General features: G+C 49.5%; 13 protein-coding genes. 3 read left to right on the forward strand and 10 right to left on the reverse strand.

Going from position 1 to position 17,925, the window contains the following annotated elements:
- Positions 1-64 precede the first annotated feature (64 nt).
- Complete coding sequence (locus JJD41_RS11905; RefSeq protein WP_200666122.1) at positions 65-1,978, reverse strand: tetratricopeptide repeat protein; 1,914 nt, start codon at positions 1,976-1,978, stop codon at positions 65-67.
- A gap of 422 nt (positions 1,979-2,400) precedes the next feature.
- Here JJD41_RS11905 and JJD41_RS11910 point away from each other — a divergent pair, with 422 nt between their 5' ends.
- Entirely contained in the window at positions 2,401-2,667 is a 267-nt protein-coding gene (locus tag JJD41_RS11910) for a GlsB/YeaQ/YmgE family stress response membrane protein (protein ID WP_200666124.1), read from the forward strand.
- Between the two features lie 171 nt (positions 2,668-2,838).
- On the opposite strand, the gene JJD41_RS11915 is transcribed toward JJD41_RS11910, so the two are convergent.
- The 3 genes from JJD41_RS11915 to JJD41_RS11925 all read right to left on the reverse strand — a co-directional run bounded on the left by JJD41_RS11915 (position 2,839) and on the right by JJD41_RS11925 (position 7,214).
- On the reverse strand, positions 2,839-4,008 hold the full coding sequence (locus JJD41_RS11915; RefSeq protein ID WP_200666126.1) for a polysaccharide biosynthesis/export family protein: 1,170 nt from the start codon (positions 4,006-4,008) through the stop codon (positions 2,839-2,841).
- On the reverse strand, positions 4,001-6,232 hold the full coding sequence (locus tag JJD41_RS11920) for a GumC family protein (RefSeq protein ID WP_200666128.1): 2,232 nt from the start codon (positions 6,230-6,232) through the stop codon (positions 4,001-4,003). The genes JJD41_RS11915 and JJD41_RS11920 overlap by 8 nt, the downstream gene beginning before the upstream one ends.
- A 271-nt stretch (positions 6,233-6,503) precedes the next feature.
- On the reverse strand, positions 6,504-7,214 hold the full coding sequence (locus JJD41_RS11925; protein WP_200666130.1) for a class I SAM-dependent methyltransferase: 711 nt from the start codon (positions 7,212-7,214) through the stop codon (positions 6,504-6,506).
- Positions 7,215-7,407: 193 nt separating this feature from the next.
- Between JJD41_RS11925 and JJD41_RS11930 the strand changes: the two genes are divergently transcribed.
- Positions 7,408-8,511, forward strand: a complete 1,104-nt coding sequence (locus tag JJD41_RS11930) for a glycosyltransferase family 4 protein (RefSeq protein WP_200666132.1) — start codon at positions 7,408-7,410, stop codon at positions 8,509-8,511.
- A 162-nt stretch (positions 8,512-8,673) separates the two neighbouring features.
- Here the strand turns inward: JJD41_RS11930 and JJD41_RS11935 are convergent, their stop codons facing one another.
- The 5 genes from JJD41_RS11935 to ilvD form a co-directional block, all read right to left on the reverse strand.
- Positions 8,674-9,492 (reverse strand): WecB/TagA/CpsF family glycosyltransferase, encoded by an 819-nt coding sequence (locus tag JJD41_RS11935; protein WP_200666134.1) that lies wholly within the window; start codon positions 9,490-9,492, stop codon positions 8,674-8,676.
- A 1,171-nt stretch (positions 9,493-10,663) separates the two neighbouring features.
- Entirely contained in the window at positions 10,664-11,779 is a 1,116-nt protein-coding gene (locus JJD41_RS11940) for a glycosyltransferase family 4 protein (protein ID WP_200666136.1), read from the reverse strand.
- Between the two features lie 61 nt (positions 11,780-11,840).
- Positions 11,841-12,839, reverse strand: coding sequence for a hypothetical protein (locus JJD41_RS11945; protein WP_200666139.1), 999 nt, complete (start codon positions 12,837-12,839; stop codon positions 11,841-11,843).
- Between the two features lie 164 nt (positions 12,840-13,003).
- Complete coding sequence (locus JJD41_RS11950; protein ID WP_200666141.1) at positions 13,004-13,162, reverse strand: hypothetical protein; 159 nt, start codon at positions 13,160-13,162, stop codon at positions 13,004-13,006.
- Positions 13,163-13,414: 252 nt separating this feature from the next.
- Positions 13,415-15,250 carry a dihydroxy-acid dehydratase gene (ilvD, locus tag JJD41_RS11955; RefSeq protein ID WP_200666143.1) on the reverse strand — a complete coding sequence of 612 codons (1,836 nt, stop codon included), beginning with the start codon at positions 15,248-15,250 and terminating at the stop codon, positions 13,415-13,417.
- A 113-nt stretch (positions 15,251-15,363) separates the two neighbouring features.
- Between ilvD and JJD41_RS11960 the strand changes: the two genes are divergently transcribed.
- Positions 15,364-16,698, forward strand: a complete 1,335-nt coding sequence (locus JJD41_RS11960) for a flippase (RefSeq protein WP_200666145.1) — start codon at positions 15,364-15,366, stop codon at positions 16,696-16,698.
- Between the two features lie 123 nt (positions 16,699-16,821).
- Here the strand turns inward: JJD41_RS11960 and JJD41_RS11965 are convergent, their stop codons facing one another.
- Complete coding sequence (locus JJD41_RS11965) at positions 16,822-17,916, reverse strand: glycosyltransferase (protein WP_200666147.1); 1,095 nt, start codon at positions 17,914-17,916, stop codon at positions 16,822-16,824.
- Between the last annotated feature and the right edge of the window lie 9 nt (positions 17,917-17,925).

The following is a 17,925-nucleotide window of genomic DNA, read 5'->3' on the forward strand; positions in this document are numbered from 1 at the left end:
AACTGGAAGCTTTTATACGAATTTCCGATTCCAGACTCCCCCATTTTCAATGCCAAAAACCGTTTTATTCCAAAAATTCCCGATATTTTTGCAATAATTCCGGGATGTAATCGTAGCCATCGACTCCGATCGCGGGGAGGAATTGAGGGCGCAATTGTCGCAAAATTTCCTGGAAACCTTCCGCACTCAGTTGTCCTTGTACCACGGTCAACAATCCGGCGATCGCCCGCCATTCTACCGCCTCAATTTGCTCTAGCAAATACATCCCCAACGACCCGGTAAAAATGGTTTTTGGGAGGTCATTTTGATGGTAATAAGCGCGGGCTAAATAGCTTAAAGTTAACCCTTGTAAATAAAGGTCGCCGGAAATTTGTGCCGATTGCCAAGCGCGTTCGAGATGGGCGATCGCCTCCTGATGGCGATCGACGGTCACGTAAGCAATCCCCAAACTGCTAAAACATAGGGCTTGACTTTGGCGCAAGGCCGAATTGGCGGCGAAATTATCTCCTAAACGCTCTAACAATTGCAAGGCTTGTTCCAAATAGTTGACCGCACTTTCGTAAACGTCCGGGTTGAGTTCTTCTCGCTGGCGGGCTTGGAAGACCTCGCTAAAGCCTAAATTGGCGAGGGCGTTGGCTTCGCCCAAGCGATCGCCCCCCTGACGGGCTAAAACTAACGCTTGCTGGCTGTAGGCGATCGCCTCGCCATACTCTTTGCGACTCACGTAAGTGCGACTCAGGTGATTCAAATTGGCGACCTCACATAAGCGATCGCCTTCGGAGCGCGCGATCTCCAAGCTTTCGCGGTGAAAGGCGATCGCGCGATCGTACTGTCCGATGGTACGCATGGAATAGCCTAACAGGGTCAAAATGCGCGCTTTTTCCTCGGTTCCTTCGGCGTGTTTGAGGGGTGCATCTAGATATTGTAAGGCGCCGCGCAAGTAATCTCCGCTAAAGGCGGCAAAAATTCCGCCGTAGAGGGGAAAATACTCCCGTCCGGCGAAGGCGCGCAAAATTTGCAAGGTCATTTGAAAACAGGCGCGGACGACCCGATCGCGGCTGGTGGAACTCACCGCAGTTTGGCCCTGGAAGCCGTGACCGAGTTGGGACCAGATCGTCGCAAAGGTCAGGTAGGTGGCAATCGACAGTTTCGCGCCGATTTTGGAGTCGTAAACCATTTTGTCAAACCAGGTGACCAAACCCAGTTGTAAATCGCGTAGAATCAAGACTAATTGCAGAAATTCGGAGATTTCCACGCGATCGCGCCCTTGGATAAAATCGGCGATCGGGCGATCGAAGGCAAGGTGACGGAACAGATCCCGCGCTAGGGGACTATCAACTTGTTTTTCCCAAGTGGCCCACGGTCCGTCCTGACCGGGAACGCCGCCGAACCCGAGTTGTCCGCGTCCGCGATCGTAAATCCAACTGACGAGATGGGGTTCGATTTGCGACCAGGATTTTAAACCCCTTTGCAGTCCGGCGGCGATCTGTTGCAGTTGCGATCGCGTCTCTTCGTCGGCGATCTTTTCACTGGTTTGCATTAAGGTTTTGGCAACTTCCCGGATTTGTTCTAAGGTTAAAATCTCGGCTTGATTGGGATCGATCGCCTCCAAAACAACGGTGAGGCAATCGTCCGGGGAAGCGGCTTCGAGACGATCGCAAATGGCGGCGATCGCCGCCGAAACTCGATTTTCTTTTTGCCAGCGTTCCCACTCTTTTTCGACGGTCTGTAAGGCGCGCAGTTGCCGATTGGCTTTCGCTTGTTTTAACTCGTCCGTTTCCTTTTTCAGTTGCCATCCCACGCGATTGAGGCGATCGCTCAAACACCGCTCGAAAATTTCCCCGGTTCCGCGATCGATCTCGCGCAAGAGCATTTGATAAACTTGTTCTTTCGAGCGAACTTTACCTTTGAGGGTCATTTCGACGATGCGATCGATGAGTTCGAGATAGCGATCGTTCAGAGAAGTAGATTCGGTCATAAATTAGATTTCAGCTTGTAACTTTAAACAAAAACTTCAATCTAGTGTAATTCGATTTTAGATTTTCGATTGATGTTCGATTTTGGAACTGAGTGGGTAGACGATCGCTTCTCCATTCTCGCATCATCCTCGGATCGGTCCCTCGCGGGCGATCGCCGTCGAGGGTCGTCACCTTGGTCAATTGGCGATCGCTCGAGCCCTAACATTCAAAATCGCTCGATATTTTAGCGAAATGGCCAGTGAGGCGAGCCTCCCCCTTTTTTCTACCTAAAGCTCTATCTAGAGAAAGACGGCGATCGCCTATTTTTTAAAGTCGATCTCGATTGTTCTGCCTCTAGATAGATGGTCAACCCCACTTAAAATTGATAGCTTAGGAATGTGTCGGCCAAAGCAATAGAATTTGAATAAAGGAGCTTAAATTTATGATTAGTCTTCTATCTTGGGTTGTTTTAGGACTCATTGCTGGAGCTTTAGCAAAACTGATTTATCCCGGCGAACAAGGGGGTGGATTGTTAGCCACTACTGGCCTGGGAATCCTCGGTGCGTTAGTTGGAGGCTGGATTGGTAAAACCGTCTTGGGGGTCAGTTCCGCCGCAACGGGATTGAGTATTGCCGGAATTATTACCGCCGTCCTCGGCGCGATCGCCGTCATTTTCGTCTGGGGTTTAGTCACGCAACAATCTGCCTAAACTTCCCTAATTAAGGATTTACAAGGGTGAGCCACGCTCATCCTTATTTTTTGACTGCGATCCAGGGGCAAAACAATTTTTCGCCCCTACTGGCTTTAATTCATCTTTTCATTCTTTTTATCGAGCAATAGCTATCTTTTCGCTCTTTGAGTCTGACGATCGCCCCACTCCCTAAAAGAAGCCATTTCTCAAAATATCGATTAACAAATTCGTCGGAATAATAAAATCGCCGACAAACTCGACAATCTCACCGCGCGTACTTTTGGGAACGACGATCACATCCCCTTCTTGGATCTGATAATTATCGGTTAAATTACTAATATCGATTTGTTGCTCTTCAATACTGCCATCTTCCCCGACTCGGATAAATTTAACTTCTGCCAAATCCGCTTTATCTGTCGGTCCGCCCGCGATCGCCACCGCACTCGATATCGAACTGTTTGGCGGGACTTGCATTTCTCCCGGACGGGTGACCTGTCCCACCACCCGCACCCGCACGGTCTCCGGCGCCAGGGAACTTTGAGCGACGAGGCGCGGGTCGATGCCTTCCCCCGCTTCGATCTCGGGAATAAAAACAGCATCGCCGTCTTGTAAGAGCGTCTCGCGCGGTACTTCGGCAGACGATAGGGTTTCCCAAAGGTCGATCGTGAACGAACGCCCCTCCCCGGTGGGACTGTAGCGAGTGAGAACGATCCGGCTAATATCCGCTTTGCGCGTGACGCCGCCCGCTTTTAAAATGGCGGAACTCAAGGTGGGCAGTTCGATGGCGAAGGTATTGGCATTTTCAGTCAATCCGGTGACACTGCTCAACTGTACCGGGCCGGGCCGTCGGACTTCTCCGGCGACGTTGACGCGGACGGGTCGCAGGCGCATGAGATCGATGCTGACCACGGGATTGACGAGCCATTCTTGAAGCCGGACGCTTAATTCTCGTGCCAATTGGGCGGGAGTGCGATCGGCAGCTTGTACCGATCCGATTGAAGGCAGGGAGATCGTACCGTCGGGGAGAACGACTTGGGGGGTGCTGTATTCTTCGTAATCGAAAACGGTGATTCGGATTTGATCTCCCGGACCGAGGAGGTAATCGGGATTGACGACTTCCGTGGGTAAAGTTTCCGGGGACGGCGGGCGTTCCCGTAGCGACTCCCCAGGAGAATCGCCGGGTTGCTCCAGCTCTGGCGGGAGGGGGCGCAACTGTGGCGGCAACTGTGGCGGCGATTGTGGCGGCGATTGTGGCGACAATTCTGGAAGCTGACTGACTCCGGGGGCGCTAGTGAAGGGAACGGCAAGCAGTAGGGAAATTCCCAAGCACTGGGAGAGTCGAGCGATCGGACTATTCATCGGCTTGCGGGGCTTGAGGGGGCTTGGACTGACTGGGGGCGACCATCTTTTTCATGGGGATGGGATGGTCTTGCTTGTAGTAGGCTTGGGCGTGGTGGAAGTAGCTATCGGGTTCGTTCTGCATGACGACGCCGTTGACGACGATGCCCAATACATTGACGCCGGACTGTCGTAACAACTGTTGGGAAGCGGCGGCGCTGACGCGATCGATCGCCCCGGGACGGACGACTAAAACGATGCCGTCGCTCATTTTACCGACGGTCAAGGCGTCGGCGGCCATCACTAACGGCGGAGTATCGATCAGGATGAAATCGTAGTCTTGCGCAAATTGCTCGATCGCCCCGGCCATGCGCTTAGAATCGAGCAAGGCCAAGGGATTTGGCGGAATCACCCCCGAGGGCAACACGTCGAGATTGTCGCTGACATCGAGGGTGGCGCGATCGAGTTCGACGTGACCGACGATCGCATCACTCAAGCCTGCAATATTGGTTAAATCCCAGATGTGGTGTTGGATGGGATGGCGCAAGTCCGCATCGATCAAAAGAACCCGGCGCCCGAGTTGGGCGATCGCCAGCGCTAAATTCGCCGCCACCGCAGATTTTCCTTCTTTCGCCATCGAACTCGTGACCACGATCGTTTTGAGTTCTTTATCCGGACTCAAAAAGCGCAAATTCGCTTGTAACATCCGATACGTTTCGCTCACGACCCAGTGGGGGCGATCGCGCACGGGTAGATCCGGTGTAATTTGGTCGATTTTATTTTGAAAGAAAAACCCTTTTTTGCGATATTTGGGAATCATCCCCAACACGGTATAGCGGAAGACGTCGCGCACTTCTTTCGCCGTTTTAATTGACGGATCGATTAACTCCAATAAAAATGCCGTGACCACATACAACATTCCCCCGGCTACAATCCCCGCCGCCAAATACAACTTTTTACCCGATCCGACGGGAAATTCCGGCGGGCTGGCGCTGGCAATCACCCGCGCGTTCCCGACATTTTGGTTCTCGACGATCTGCACTTCTTGCAGATTTTTTAATAAAATTTCATACGTCGATTGAGCCGCATTGACTTTCCGTTCTAACTCGCGCAATCCTTCTTGCAAACGCGGCAAAACATTCGCCCGTTGCTGCTGCGAATCCTTTGCCTCTTCTAAGGCTCTCACTTGGGAAACCAAGCCCAGACGTTGAACTTCAGAATCGACTAAATCTAATAACAGTTGTTGTTGGACTAAACCAATTTCAAAATTTTCTCGGGGCAGTTGCAGTTGAGTGCCGAGAATATCTCGAATTCGCTCTTGTAATAACGCTTGCAAACTCACGCGCTTGCGCGTCAGATTCGCAATAATCGGGTGTTTGGATTGATAGCGGGTGCGCTGTACGGCTAAGTCGTTCTCGACTTGTTGCAGTTCCCGGAACAGGTTTTGTACTGCCATCGATTCCCCGATCGCCCCCAAGGCGATCGCCTGTGCGGAATTGAGACCCATTTGTTGCTGTAATGCCACACTGCGCGCCGCCGCATCGGCGAGAGCTGCTTCTTTTTTACTTTTTTCGGTCTCGATTTCGCCCATGACGAAAACCGCCGATCTCGCTTCTTCTTCTAGCTCGACGATGTTATTTCGCTCTTTAAAATTGCGTAATTCGGCCTCTGCCCTACTCAATCTCGCTTCGATTTCAGGGAGTTCTTTATTAATAAATTCTCGGGCGGCGGCGGCTTCCGATCGATTGACGAGAATATTATTTTCGATGTAAACTTCCATCACTTTGTTAACGACGGTTGCCGCTTCTTCCGGATTTCCCGCTTGATAGGTAATCAGCAACACGTCGGTACCTTTAATCCCTTTGACCCCCAATCCGCTTAACAACCCTCCCGGGGGGATTAAATTGCCTTCGGGACCTTTTAATTGCAGTTCGGCGATCGTCTGCTCGATAATCGGCGTCGAACTAATAATTTCCGCTTCCGTATCTAGGGGGGAGTTGAGTTGGTAAACGGAATCGAGTTCGCCTAATTTGGCTCCGGCTTCGGTGACTAACGCCGAGGTCGTGTTCCGTTTTTTAATCAGTAACTTGCCATTAGCTTCGTAGGTCGGCTTGCGGGTGTAGGCAAACGCAAAAGCTAAAGCAAAGATTAATAAAAATACGCAGGAAGATGGAAGCCAGTGTCGTTTGAGAACTAGCCAATATTTCTGAAAATCGATGTCTTCGGTGTAAATTTGGTTCTCCATAAGTCTGTTTTTAACCTTCGGGATTGGGTCGGCGTTCTCCCAGAAATCTCGACTTGTTCCGCCGCCCGATCTACAGAACCGACGATCGCCGAACGACGGCTAGCACGAATCGATCGTATCCAAACGACTTTTACACTTCGACGATTCTAAGGCTATTCTATTTTAGAAAATTCGATTTGTCTCTTGTGGGGAGCGCTCGGGACTCTATCGGGGGACTATTCGATCTCTGGCGAGGGAATCAGTCACCCCCGATTCCCCACTCCGCTCTATCTTACGCGCTAGTCGCTTCGGTTTTGCGCAAGACGGCAATAAAATCGGTCAGTTCGGCGTCAATTTGCCCCAAAGTCAGGGCTTTGGTGACGGTGGCGAGAACTTTCCAGCTTGTATCGATCGCCGGGTGGCGATTTCGCAGGCGTTTTTGACGGGGATTTTCATATAAATAAAAATGTTCTACATTCAGATCGTGGTGGCGCGCAAATTCTTGGATCGCTTTGGGCGAAATCGTCTGTCTTAAAAATGTCCGGAAGGGGACGCGATCGTCTACTCCGGCGAGTTGTTCTCCAAAAATATAGCGGTACACCCAAACGTGAAATTGATGGGGAGTATATTTCGTCAACAATCCTTTGAGGGACATGACGTTAGGAACGGCGACAATTAAAATGCCATCTTTTTTCAACGCTTTTTGACAGTTGGCTAAGGCGCGTTCCGGGCGATCGAGATGTTCTAAGATCCACCAACAAACGATGACATCATATTCGTTTTCGGGGAAATTATAGGTTTCGACATCTCCTAAAATTTTTTCGTCGAGAACAGTATTGCGTTCGAGTTGTTTCTCGGACAGATCGATGCCGACGATGTAGGTGTTCGCTCCCATATCCAGATAGCTACAGGAACCACAACCGACTTCGAGAACTTTTAACTGGGTTTTGTCCCGTACCAGGCGATCGAAAACAGATTGCAATTGCGGATCTTCTTCGAGCATAGAATTCCCCTAATCTTGCGAGGCTTCCGAACACGAATTTACACTCAAGCTATCGTAAAAACACGATCGGTGTACGATATTTTGGCGTAAAAACATCGCTATTTTAATTAATGTTCTATTTTTGTTAATAATACACAATGGTAGCACGATCGTTGACCGGATTTCAAAAAACGGAAGCAAGGGAGCATTTTTGATGGACAGTTCGTCGGCAATCGCCCCAACTCGACTGCACGTGACCATGTTAGGCCCGACGTTACGGCAAAAAGGCGGTGTGGCTGCAGTGGAGGAGGCGATCGTTCGCCACGCACCCCCGGAGTTAAAGATCGATCACATTGTCACCCACGAGGAAGGATCGATCGCCCGGCGCCTCCAGGTCTTCGCCACCGGGTTGAAGGCATTGACGGCCCAGTTAGGACGCGGCGAAACCGATCTGGTTCACATTCATTTTGCCGAACGGGGGAGCGTCTTTCGCAAGGCGATCGCCCTGTCCGTGGTTCGGCGTTTTGGCAAACCCGCGATTCTGCACGCCCACGGTAGCGAGTTTCACACGTTTTACCAAAATTTAGCCCCGGTTTGGCGGGAGGCGATCGCCCGCATTTTCCGGCAGTCTAGCTATTTAATCGTCCTCTCGGAAAGTTGGAAAACCTTCTACGTCGAACAGTTGAACTTAGACCCCGACCAGGTTATCCCGATCCCGAATCCGGTGGAAATTCCCCCGGAGGTTCCCGACCGCCGCGCCCAAACAACGGTCAATTTTTTGTTTTTGGGGCGCATCGGTCAGCGCAAAGGGGCTTTCGACGCGATCGAGGCGTTCGCCGCGTTGCCGCCGGATCGTCGCGATCGCGCGGCCCTCACTATGGCGGGAGATGGGGAGATCGAGAGGGCGCGCGATCGCGTCAGCCAGTTGAATTTAGGCGATCGCATTACCTTTCCCGGTTGGGTCGATCCGGTCCGACGCGCTCAATTGTTAGCTGAAGCCAGTGTGTTTGTGTTGCCCTCGTATAACGAAGGCTTACCGATGGCATTACTCGAATCTATGAGTTGGCAACTCCCGGCGATCGCGACTCCCGTCGGCGGGATTGCCGAAGTGCTAACCCCCAATGAAACCGGATGGCTGGTTACCCCCGGCGCCATCGCCGAGTTAAGTGCGGCCATGCAACAGGCGATCGATAACGAACCGTTACGAATTCGCCTAGGTATAAATGCTCGGCATCGGGTGCAACCGCTCGATGTAAAGACGTATTGCGATCGCCTTCACCATCTGTATCGATCGGCACTCGAATCTCCCTCGAAGTAACTCAATGCTTCACCGAAGGGTATCGATGGCTTCCGGGGTGAAATCGACAATTTCAAACCCCTATTGCACCTGCGGGCGATCGCCTTGTAGCGCTCTTCCCTACGTACCCAAGACCGGGGGCGCGATCGCTCAAATCATCCCCTCGAAAAATTAAGAAAATATTTAATTCTGTAAAACCTCGGGACCCAAGGGTTCCCGGTTTTCCGACGACCCTAACAAAGGAAAGAGTTTGAATAACTCGCCTTCTCCTTCCATCGCGACTTTTTGTTTCAAGACCAGCCATAAAAACGGCAGGTCATCTAATAAATAGCGTTTCCACAAGCGTTGCGGTTCCGAAAGCAGTCGGTGCAGCCATTCCACACCCATTTCACTCATCCACTTCGGCGATCGTTGTTTGTGTCCGGCTTCAAACTCGATCGTCGCTCCAATCGCTAAAAAGATTTTAATATTCGGCATTAAATGTTTGTAACGGGCAATCCATTTTTCTTGTTTGGGCGCTCCCACGCCGACCGCTAGAACCGTCGCTCCGGAACGGTTGATGCGATCGATAATCTCCAAACATTCTTGCTCGTTTTTCTCAAATCCAAACGTGGGAGAATGGGCGCCGACAATGATTTCTCTACCCACTTTCCGGTTGATTTTCCCTTGGGCTTTGAGGGCGACTCCGCGACCTGCTCCTAACAAGAAAATCTTGATGGATTCGTTGTTTTTATGATGATCGTAAAACGCCGGAAATAGATCGGAACCGGAAATTTTTTCTTTAACGGGAGTTCCTAAAAACTTGGCGGCATATTCGACAATTTTACTGTCGCAAATTTTATAATCTGCCGACTCGTAGCACTTGCGAAAGTCTCGATCTTTTTGCAGCTTCATCAAATGATCGACATTCGGAGTAAACACCACTCCCGATTCGAGTTGTTCTAGCAACTCTTTCATTGATAAATTGTCAATTAAAGTATTGAGGATTTTAATCGTTTCCATCACACACCTCCCAAATGTTCGACACCTTTAGATGTAGCTGTAATTTCCTGGCTTTTTAGATAAACAGACTGAGGCTTTCTCTCCGGACGGGCTGTCGGCTTAACACCCCTGCACAATTGCTTTCTTCCTGTGGAAAACAACAGATTATTTAGTTATGCTCTGGCTGGAAGTCTGGGGCGATTGAAGTTAACTCGTTCTCCCTCAATCGAGGTTGAGTGGAGTTTTTCAGTTGTTCTTCTCACGCCGTCAAGGGAAACTCACTGGCTGAACTGGACTTCCATGCAGTTTGTACCTCTTTCGATTAAGTCTATTTACTTAAAAGGAGGGGGGTATGCTTTCCCCGTTGTCCCCGTTAACGAAGAATACAACTGCATCGAGGATGAAAGATATTTTAGATTCGCTGAATCTTTAATATAGTTTACGAGTATAGAAGAAGCGCTTCCGTATGGAATAGGTATTTACCGAATATTTATAATGCTTGGGAACTTTATGAAGATTACGTAAAGATACTCGGTCAACTTGCATAAAAATGCGGACGCAAATCTACGGAAAAATCCCGAAAAATACGGATTGGCGATTCCGAGTCCCCTTCCGATCTGGCCGCAACGACCCGAGAACGAGCCAGGAAGGGGCTTAAATTCAGCATTAGGAAGGATTAGACGTGGCAGACCCTTCGGAGAGCTTCTAGGGGTTTTAGCGGCCTTGTTTCCGATTTCTATCCCGGCGCCACCGCAAAATCACGGAGCGCCGGGGTTGCTGTCCCGGGCGATCGCCCCCCGAAACGAACCCCGGAAGGGCAAAACCCATGAGGGGTCAAACCCCTTTTTAGCTCTCGATCGCCGATGCGAGACGCTTAGGGCGCTTCAAAGGCGCAAATCTTGCGGGAAACCCCGAGCCAAAATGGCCGAATTCAGTAGCATTACTGATGAGAAATCAGGAGTAAAAGAGGCCACACATTTCGTGAAATTGGGCGATCGCCGCGCGCCGTTGTAGAACAAAAATGAGGCGATCGTCCTCGATTCCCTAAAATTTTTGGCGACAAAAAAACCCGAATCGATCGGGTAACGGAGTAGAACAAAAATTGTAATCAGAAGATTGCGGTCGATTGTTGTGCCTCAATCTCGACGGCGAGGGGAATTGTTACGCGAAGATCGTCAGTATACCGCCCTCGTCAGGGCGTTTCAGATAAAGATAGAAGCATTTTATCGGCGATGGTCGGCCAGTTTAATCGCGTTTTTATGGTTTGTTTCGCCGCTTGCGAATATCTTTTTAATTGCTTTAGATTGCCGAGCACTTCGATAATATACTCCGCCAACAGCTCCGGATCTTGTATCGGAAGCACCCGACCATTGTCGCGATCGTTCACAATTTCTGGCATTCCATCGCGATTGGAAACGATACAAGGCACCCCGTGACTCATTGCTTCCATCACAAAAATGGGGAAAGGGTCGCAATAGGACGGCGACAACACTAAATCCGATCGCACGAACAAGTCGCGCATCGCCTCTCGCGACCCGATCCGTCCCGGATTGCTCACCCCTTCACTCAACGAGAGATTCAATTGACGACCGACGATCGTCAAAGTCGCGTTAGGTAACGCTTTTTTGACTTGAGGGAACGCCGCTAACACCAAATCGCCTCCCTTGCGTTCAAAATCGGAGGCATTGAATAAAATTTGCTGAGAACCCAACGGTTTTTCCAACTCGTAGGGTTCGTTAAAATTAGGAGCCGAACCGACAACGATAATACGATCGCCCTCGATGCCATAATCTTCAATTAACGAAGATTTTACCCGTTGACTAATCGCAAAAATACGATAAGCTCGTCGGTACGTTTGCCGTTCGCACGCCATCCAGGCGGCTAATGCTTCGGGGGTTGAAAACGGCGCCCATTGCGGCCAATTTTGGGCGGCCAAGGCCATCGTGTAATCTAAATAAAGGGTGTAGGGAATCTCAAATGAATCCCAAAAAGGGGCGAACAGTCCGAACACGTGAAAGACTAAATCGGGAGGCGGTTGTAGTTGTCTGATTTTGCGTTCGGCGTTCCGAGATTTGATCCGATAGGCCCGGGGATTTTTCTGAAACCAGCGATCGGCTTGACTGACGGAAAAGCGATAGGCAACTTTAAACAAAAAATTCGCAATTCGATCGAGGAGTTCGAGGGAATAGAATTCGCCACAGGGTAAAGTGTCGAACCGCTCGAAATGTGGCGATAAGGCTTGAAACAGATATTGACGGCGATAGAGGAACCCCGGTTCTCCTGTGGCGACAATGCGTTTAAATTTCATGTTATTTTCTACGAAAGGCTGTAGGTTGAAAAGCCAGCGATCGCCGAATGGTTTGGGAAGCTTAAGAGCGCTTTTCAAACACTTCACTGTTTTGACAGACGGTCATTTTTTGCCGCATTTCGGGGCTGAGGCGATCGTACTGGTGCAAGACATTAACGATACTGCCATCGGCGTTTACCAGCCATCCGTCAGGGTCGAATTGCAATTGTTCGGCATTGGCATAGTGTAATGTCAGCACCGGACCGCAAAAATTTTCATAAAAAACTACATTTTTTAATGTTCCCATTTGCACGGTGTAGTTGTGAACCGCTTGATCGATCCCCCAAACGTGTTGTTTGAGTTCGATGGTATTATCGACAACGGTTTCTAAATACTCTAAAATGGCACGGCGAGAACCGATAATCGTTCCGGCACAAGAAATACGACGATCGCCGATTTCATCGAGTACGTGTTGTCCGTATCCTTCGCGCAACCAAGTCGAATTGACCTCACACGATCCGAGGCTTTTGGTTTCATCTTCGAGAAAACAGCACAGGCGATCGCCGATCTCGAAATCAAAGGGATTGCGTTGAAAAATAACATCGCGAACGTCAGTTAACATCACGTTATCGTAGGCTTGAGAGCATTCGCTCAAATATAAATAGTACAACAAGTAACGTGCCGAAAACATGTTGACGAACTTCGCGGCAATTTGAGCGCGCGCTCGGATAGGGTTGTTGAGGCGATCGCTCACGACTTTGACGAGATAAGAATTGAGGCGGTTGAGAGGGAAAAAGTTCGCAACGAGCAAGTGATAGAAATACGCTTTTTTCACTTGCCATCGTCCTTTCTGATACAGGGGGACGTTAATATACCACTCGTTCATCGGGATTAATTTGACGCCGAATTCGGCGATCGCGTCGAGGGTTTTTTGGCTCAAGTCCGAATAGACAAAGCAAACATCCCCCGCATAACCGCAGTTTTTTAAAGAGATCAGAAAAGGTTTGATTTTTTCAAACTCATAGCGCTTGACTAAGCCGAGAATTAAATTGTTATCGTTAGCAGAGCTGGGTTGATTCATGAGACCTTTTCACCCAAAATGGCAATTTTTTAATGAATGAATCAAGTTTCGATCTTAAACAGCGAGTTGTTCGGCCAATTTAGCCACCGGGTCGGGCGGTACAGGGGCTCGCAATTCCCGGGTGGTATTTGCGGAGCTCTAGTTCCCATCCGGGACTAGCCCCGTCAACTCAACAATTGCAGGGGAATCGGCGGCCAATTGTAAACATTGATACCCCGGCGATCGCCCAATTGTGCCAGGTGTTGGGCGCTACGCGATCGCAGAAGTTCGTAACCTCCCCAAGCGACCCAGCCACTGGTGGAGATCGATGCAATTTTTTGCATAAAATTTAGGGTAAAAAATGCGGATATTTTAATCTTGCATCATACAATATCACTCTTCGAGGTCAAAACATACCGATCGCACCTCCAAGGTAATATAGGATGCAATTTTTCAACCGTTCCCGGCTCAAACACCGTCGCGGTTATCTATTTTTCAAGGCGATCGCCCAATGGATTTCCCCAGAACGCTGCGGGGAAATCCACCGATTCAAATCACGGCGAGAGACAACTGTTTTTAACCCTCTACCCGATCCCTCAATCGAGGAAACTCTTATCTCGTACCGCGCCTTTATCCGCACTGGTGGCGAACTTCGCATACGCCTTGAGCGCCGTACTCACTTTGCGGGGACGCGCTTCGGCGGGTTTCCAACCTTTCGCATCCTGTTCGGCGCGACGGCGAGCCAACTCGTCATCGTCGAGTAAAACATTAATGCGACGCTGGGGAATGTCGATCGCGATCGCGTCCCCATCTTTCAACAAGCCGATCGCCCCGCCAGACGCCGCCTCGGGAGAAACATGACCGATCGACAGACCCGAAGTTCCCCCGGAAAAACGACCGTCGGTGAGCAGCGCACAAACCTTACCCAAGCCTTTCGATTTCAAATAAGACGTGGGATATAACATCTCTTGCATTCCCGGGCCGCCTTTGGGTCCTTCGTAGCGAATGACCACCACATCCCCCGGTTGGACTTCATCGGCCAAAATGCCCTTGACCGCGCTATCCTGGGACTCAAAGATTTTCGCTGTCCCTTGAAAGACCAAAATCGACTCGTCCACTCCCGCCGTTTTCACCACGCAGCCATCTTCGGCAATATTGCCGTAGAGTACCGCCAAACCGCCTTCTTGGGAGTAGGCATTCTCGAAATTGCGGATACAGCCTTCGGCGCGATCGCGATCCAACGAGGGCCAGCGCGTATCTTGGATAAACGCAGTTTGGGTGGGAATTCCCGCCGGACCCGCCTTATAAAACTCGACCACTTCAGGCGCCGGATTGCGCATCACGTCCCACTTGTCCAGCGCTTCTTTCAGCGTCGCACTGTGGACCGTCGGTAACTGGCTATGCAGCAATCCCGCGCGATCGAGTTCGCCGAGAATTCCCATAATTCCGCCCGCGCGGTGAACGTCTTCGATATGATATTTCTGAGTATTGGGGGCGACTTTACACAACTGCGGAATCGAACGGGAGCGGCGATCGATATCTTTGAGATCGAAATCGACCTCAGCTTCCTGCGCTGCCGCCAGCAGGTGTAAAATCGTATTCGTCGAGCCACCCATGGCAATATCTAAAGAGATCGCATTCTCGAACGCCTCGAAACTGGCGATCGCGCGCGGTAACACCGACTCGTCACCGTCCTCGTAATAGCGCTTGGCATTTTTAACGATCGCATGAGCCGCATCGATAAACAATTGCTTGCGATCGAAATGCGTCGCCAGGGTCGTTCCGTTCCCCGGTAGCGACAACCCGATCGCCTCCGTCAAGCAGTTCATCGAATTCGCCGTAAACATCCCCGAACAAGAACCGCACGTCGGACAAGCACTGCGTTCGTATTCCGCCACCACCTCATCCGAGACACTGTCATCGGCTGCAATCACCATCGCATCGACCAAATCTAACTTATGTTCGGCCAACTTCGTCTTACCCGCTTCCATCGGGCCGCCAGACACGAACACCGCCGGAATATTCAATCGCAACGCCGCCATCAGCATTCCGGGAGTGATTTTATCGCAGTTAGAAATACAGACCAGCGCGTCCGCACAGTGAGCGTTGACCATATATTCGACCGAATCGGCGATAATTTCACGACTGGGTAAACTGTAGAGCATCCCATCGTGACCCATCGCAATGCCATCGTCTACCGCAATCGTATTGAACTCCTTCGCCACGCCGCCAGCCTTTTCGATTTCGCGTGCGACAAGCTGTCCGAGATCCTTTAAATGAACGTGACCCGGGACGAATTGCGTAAAAGAATTGGCAACCGCAATAATAGGCTTGTGGAAATCCTCGTCCGTCATTCCCGTCGCACGCCACAGCGCGCGGGCCCCCGCCATATTCCGTCCGGCGGTTGACGTTTTAGAGCGATATTCAGGCATTATTCTCCTCTCTCTGCCTTGAAAAATAGGTCTTATTGTAGCAAAAGTAACTGTCTGAAGTTTACCTAGACGCGCGCTCGTTCCTTTTCTTTATCTTTCTTTTTCGATAACCAATGTTGCAAAAACTCACGGAAAAAGTTAACCAAATCAGCCCGGAATTGCGGAAAATTATCAGCAATATCGGCTGGTTATTTACCGATCGCCTCTTGCGGATGGGAGTCGGAATTATCGTCACCGCTTGGTTAGCGCGCTATCTGGGAACGGAACAATTCGGACTTTACAATTTCGCGATCGCCTTCGTCACCTTATTTCATACCGTCGCTACCCTCGGACTGGATCAAATAGTCGTCCGCAATATCGTCAGCGATATCGAGCATAAAAATACCATGCTCGGCACCGCCTTAACCCTACGACTCAGTAGCGGAATTTTACTCTTTTTTAGTGCGAATCTCGCGATTTTCTTCTTGCGTCCCGACGACCCCCTCACGCGCTGGGTCGTCGGTATTATTGCAGGAGGGTTAATTTTTGAAGCGTTTAACACCATCGATCTGTGGTTTCAGTCCCAAGTCCAATCCAAATATACGGTTTTAGCCAAAAATATTGGGTTTATTTTAATTACGACCGTCAGAATTATTCTAATTTCTATCGAAGCGCCTTTAGTCAGTTTTGCTTGGGCGGCATTAGCTGAAACGGGTATCTTTGCGATTTCGTTAACCGTCGCCTATCACGTGAGCGGTCAAAAGTTATTCGATTGGAAATTCGATCTCGATCGCGGAAAAACCTTATTGCAAGAAAGCTGGCCCCTGATTCTGTCTGGATTGGCGATTATGGTTTATCTCAAAATCGACCAAGTGATGTTAGGACAACTCGCCGACGATGCTGCCGTCGGGATTTATTCAGGGGCAACCCGCATTTCTGAAGTGTGGTATTTTGTGGCGATCGCTATTGTGAATTCCGTCAATCCTTCAATTTTAGAAAGTAGAAAAGTTAGCGAATCGAAGTTTTATCAAAAGCTGCAAAAACTGTTTAATTTGATGGCTGTTTTGGCTTACGCGATCGCCATTCCAGTGACATTTTTATCCCGATGGATTGTCGTTGTCATTTTCGGGGCGGAATATGCAGCCGCAGGCTTGGTTCTTTCTATTCATATTTGGGCGGCTTTATTTGTCTTTTTTGGATGGTCTAAAGGAATTTGGATTATTGCCGAAAGTCAAACGTTATATTCTCTAGTTTCGACCTCGGCGGGTGCCGTTTTGAATATTGTTCTAAATTTTTGGCTCATTCCTCAGTATCGCGAAGTCGGCGCCGCTATAGCTACAGTTGTTTCCTATGGATTTACCGATTACGTTCTCTGTTTTATTTATCCTCCCGCGCGAAGATTGGCACTGATTATGACAGAATCGATTACCTTAACTTTTGTAGTCAAGCGACTATTTAGACGCGCTTGATAGGAGGTTATAAAGAAAATATCAAAAAATATTGTAGGGGTTTGGTTTCCAAACCCGAGACTTGTAGGGGTTTGGTTTCCAAACCCGAGACTAGTTTGGTTTCCAAACCCGAGACTTTATCCTTCAAGAAACATCCATCACTCGCAGGTATTCATCGGCAGATTTAGCCAGAGAAAATTCGGCGCCCCGTTGTTTTAAAATATCGGAGGCGATCGGATTTTTTAAACTGTCTTCAATGGCGATCGCCATTTTCTCGACATCGCCAATTGGCACTAAGCAACCGTATTCGCCGTGGTTTAAAATTTCTGCCGGACCGCTTTTGCAGTTGGTAGAAACAACCCTCGTTCCCGCCGCCATTGCTTCAATCAATGCCGTGGGTAATCCTTCAAACAGGGAAGATAAAACAAAAAGATGAGCGCGCGCCATAAAGCGATAAGGATTGCTGACAAACCCAGGTAAATCGACCAATTGAGTTAACTTTAATTCCTCGATTAATACTTCTAATTTTGGGCGATCGCCCCCTTCCCCCAAAATCATTAATTTAGCAGGAAACTTTTGAGAAACCAAGGCAAAAGCACGAATTAAAGTTTCAAAATCCTTTTGTTTTTCCAAACGACCGACCCCCAAAATAACGGGAGGTTCACCGGGAGTAAACCAAGGATGATTTAACGGTTCTTCGATCTTTTGAAAAAATTCGGGAAGAATCACGGGATTGTAAATTGCTTTAACTTTACTGCGATCGAATCCCATCTCTAATAAGTCTTCCGCCGCGCCTTGAGATACCGTAATAATTGTATCTGCCATTGGATAAAACCATCGAGCTAAATAAGGCGCAAACCGCCGTTTAAAGGTGGTCGCATTTTGCGACTCTTGAGACATGGTATTGTGAACCGATACGGCGATATGAGTCGAAACTTTAGCGAAATAGCGCGACCACAAAGCGATGACGTTGGCATCTTCCAAGGCGGAGAGTAAAGCGACGGGTTGCTGTTGTTTTAAATAGCCGATTAAATCGGGAATACTATTGACTAAACGTTTTTTGTGTAAGTTGACCAAATTCACGGACTCGGGAATTTCCGATAACAACGGTCCGACGGGTTTCGCTAAAACTAAATCGACCTCGTGACCGCGTTCGGCAAAACCGCGCCCTAAGTAAAGCATCACTCTTTCGGCGCCGCCGCCATCCAAAGCACTCAAAAAAAGTGCTATTTTTGCCATTTTTTGAAC

It is taken from the genome of Oxynema mangrovii CENA135 (genome assembly GCF_016632315.1).
Classification (GTDB): Bacteria; Cyanobacteriota; Cyanobacteriia; order Cyanobacteriales; family Laspinemataceae; genus Oxynema; species Oxynema aestuarii.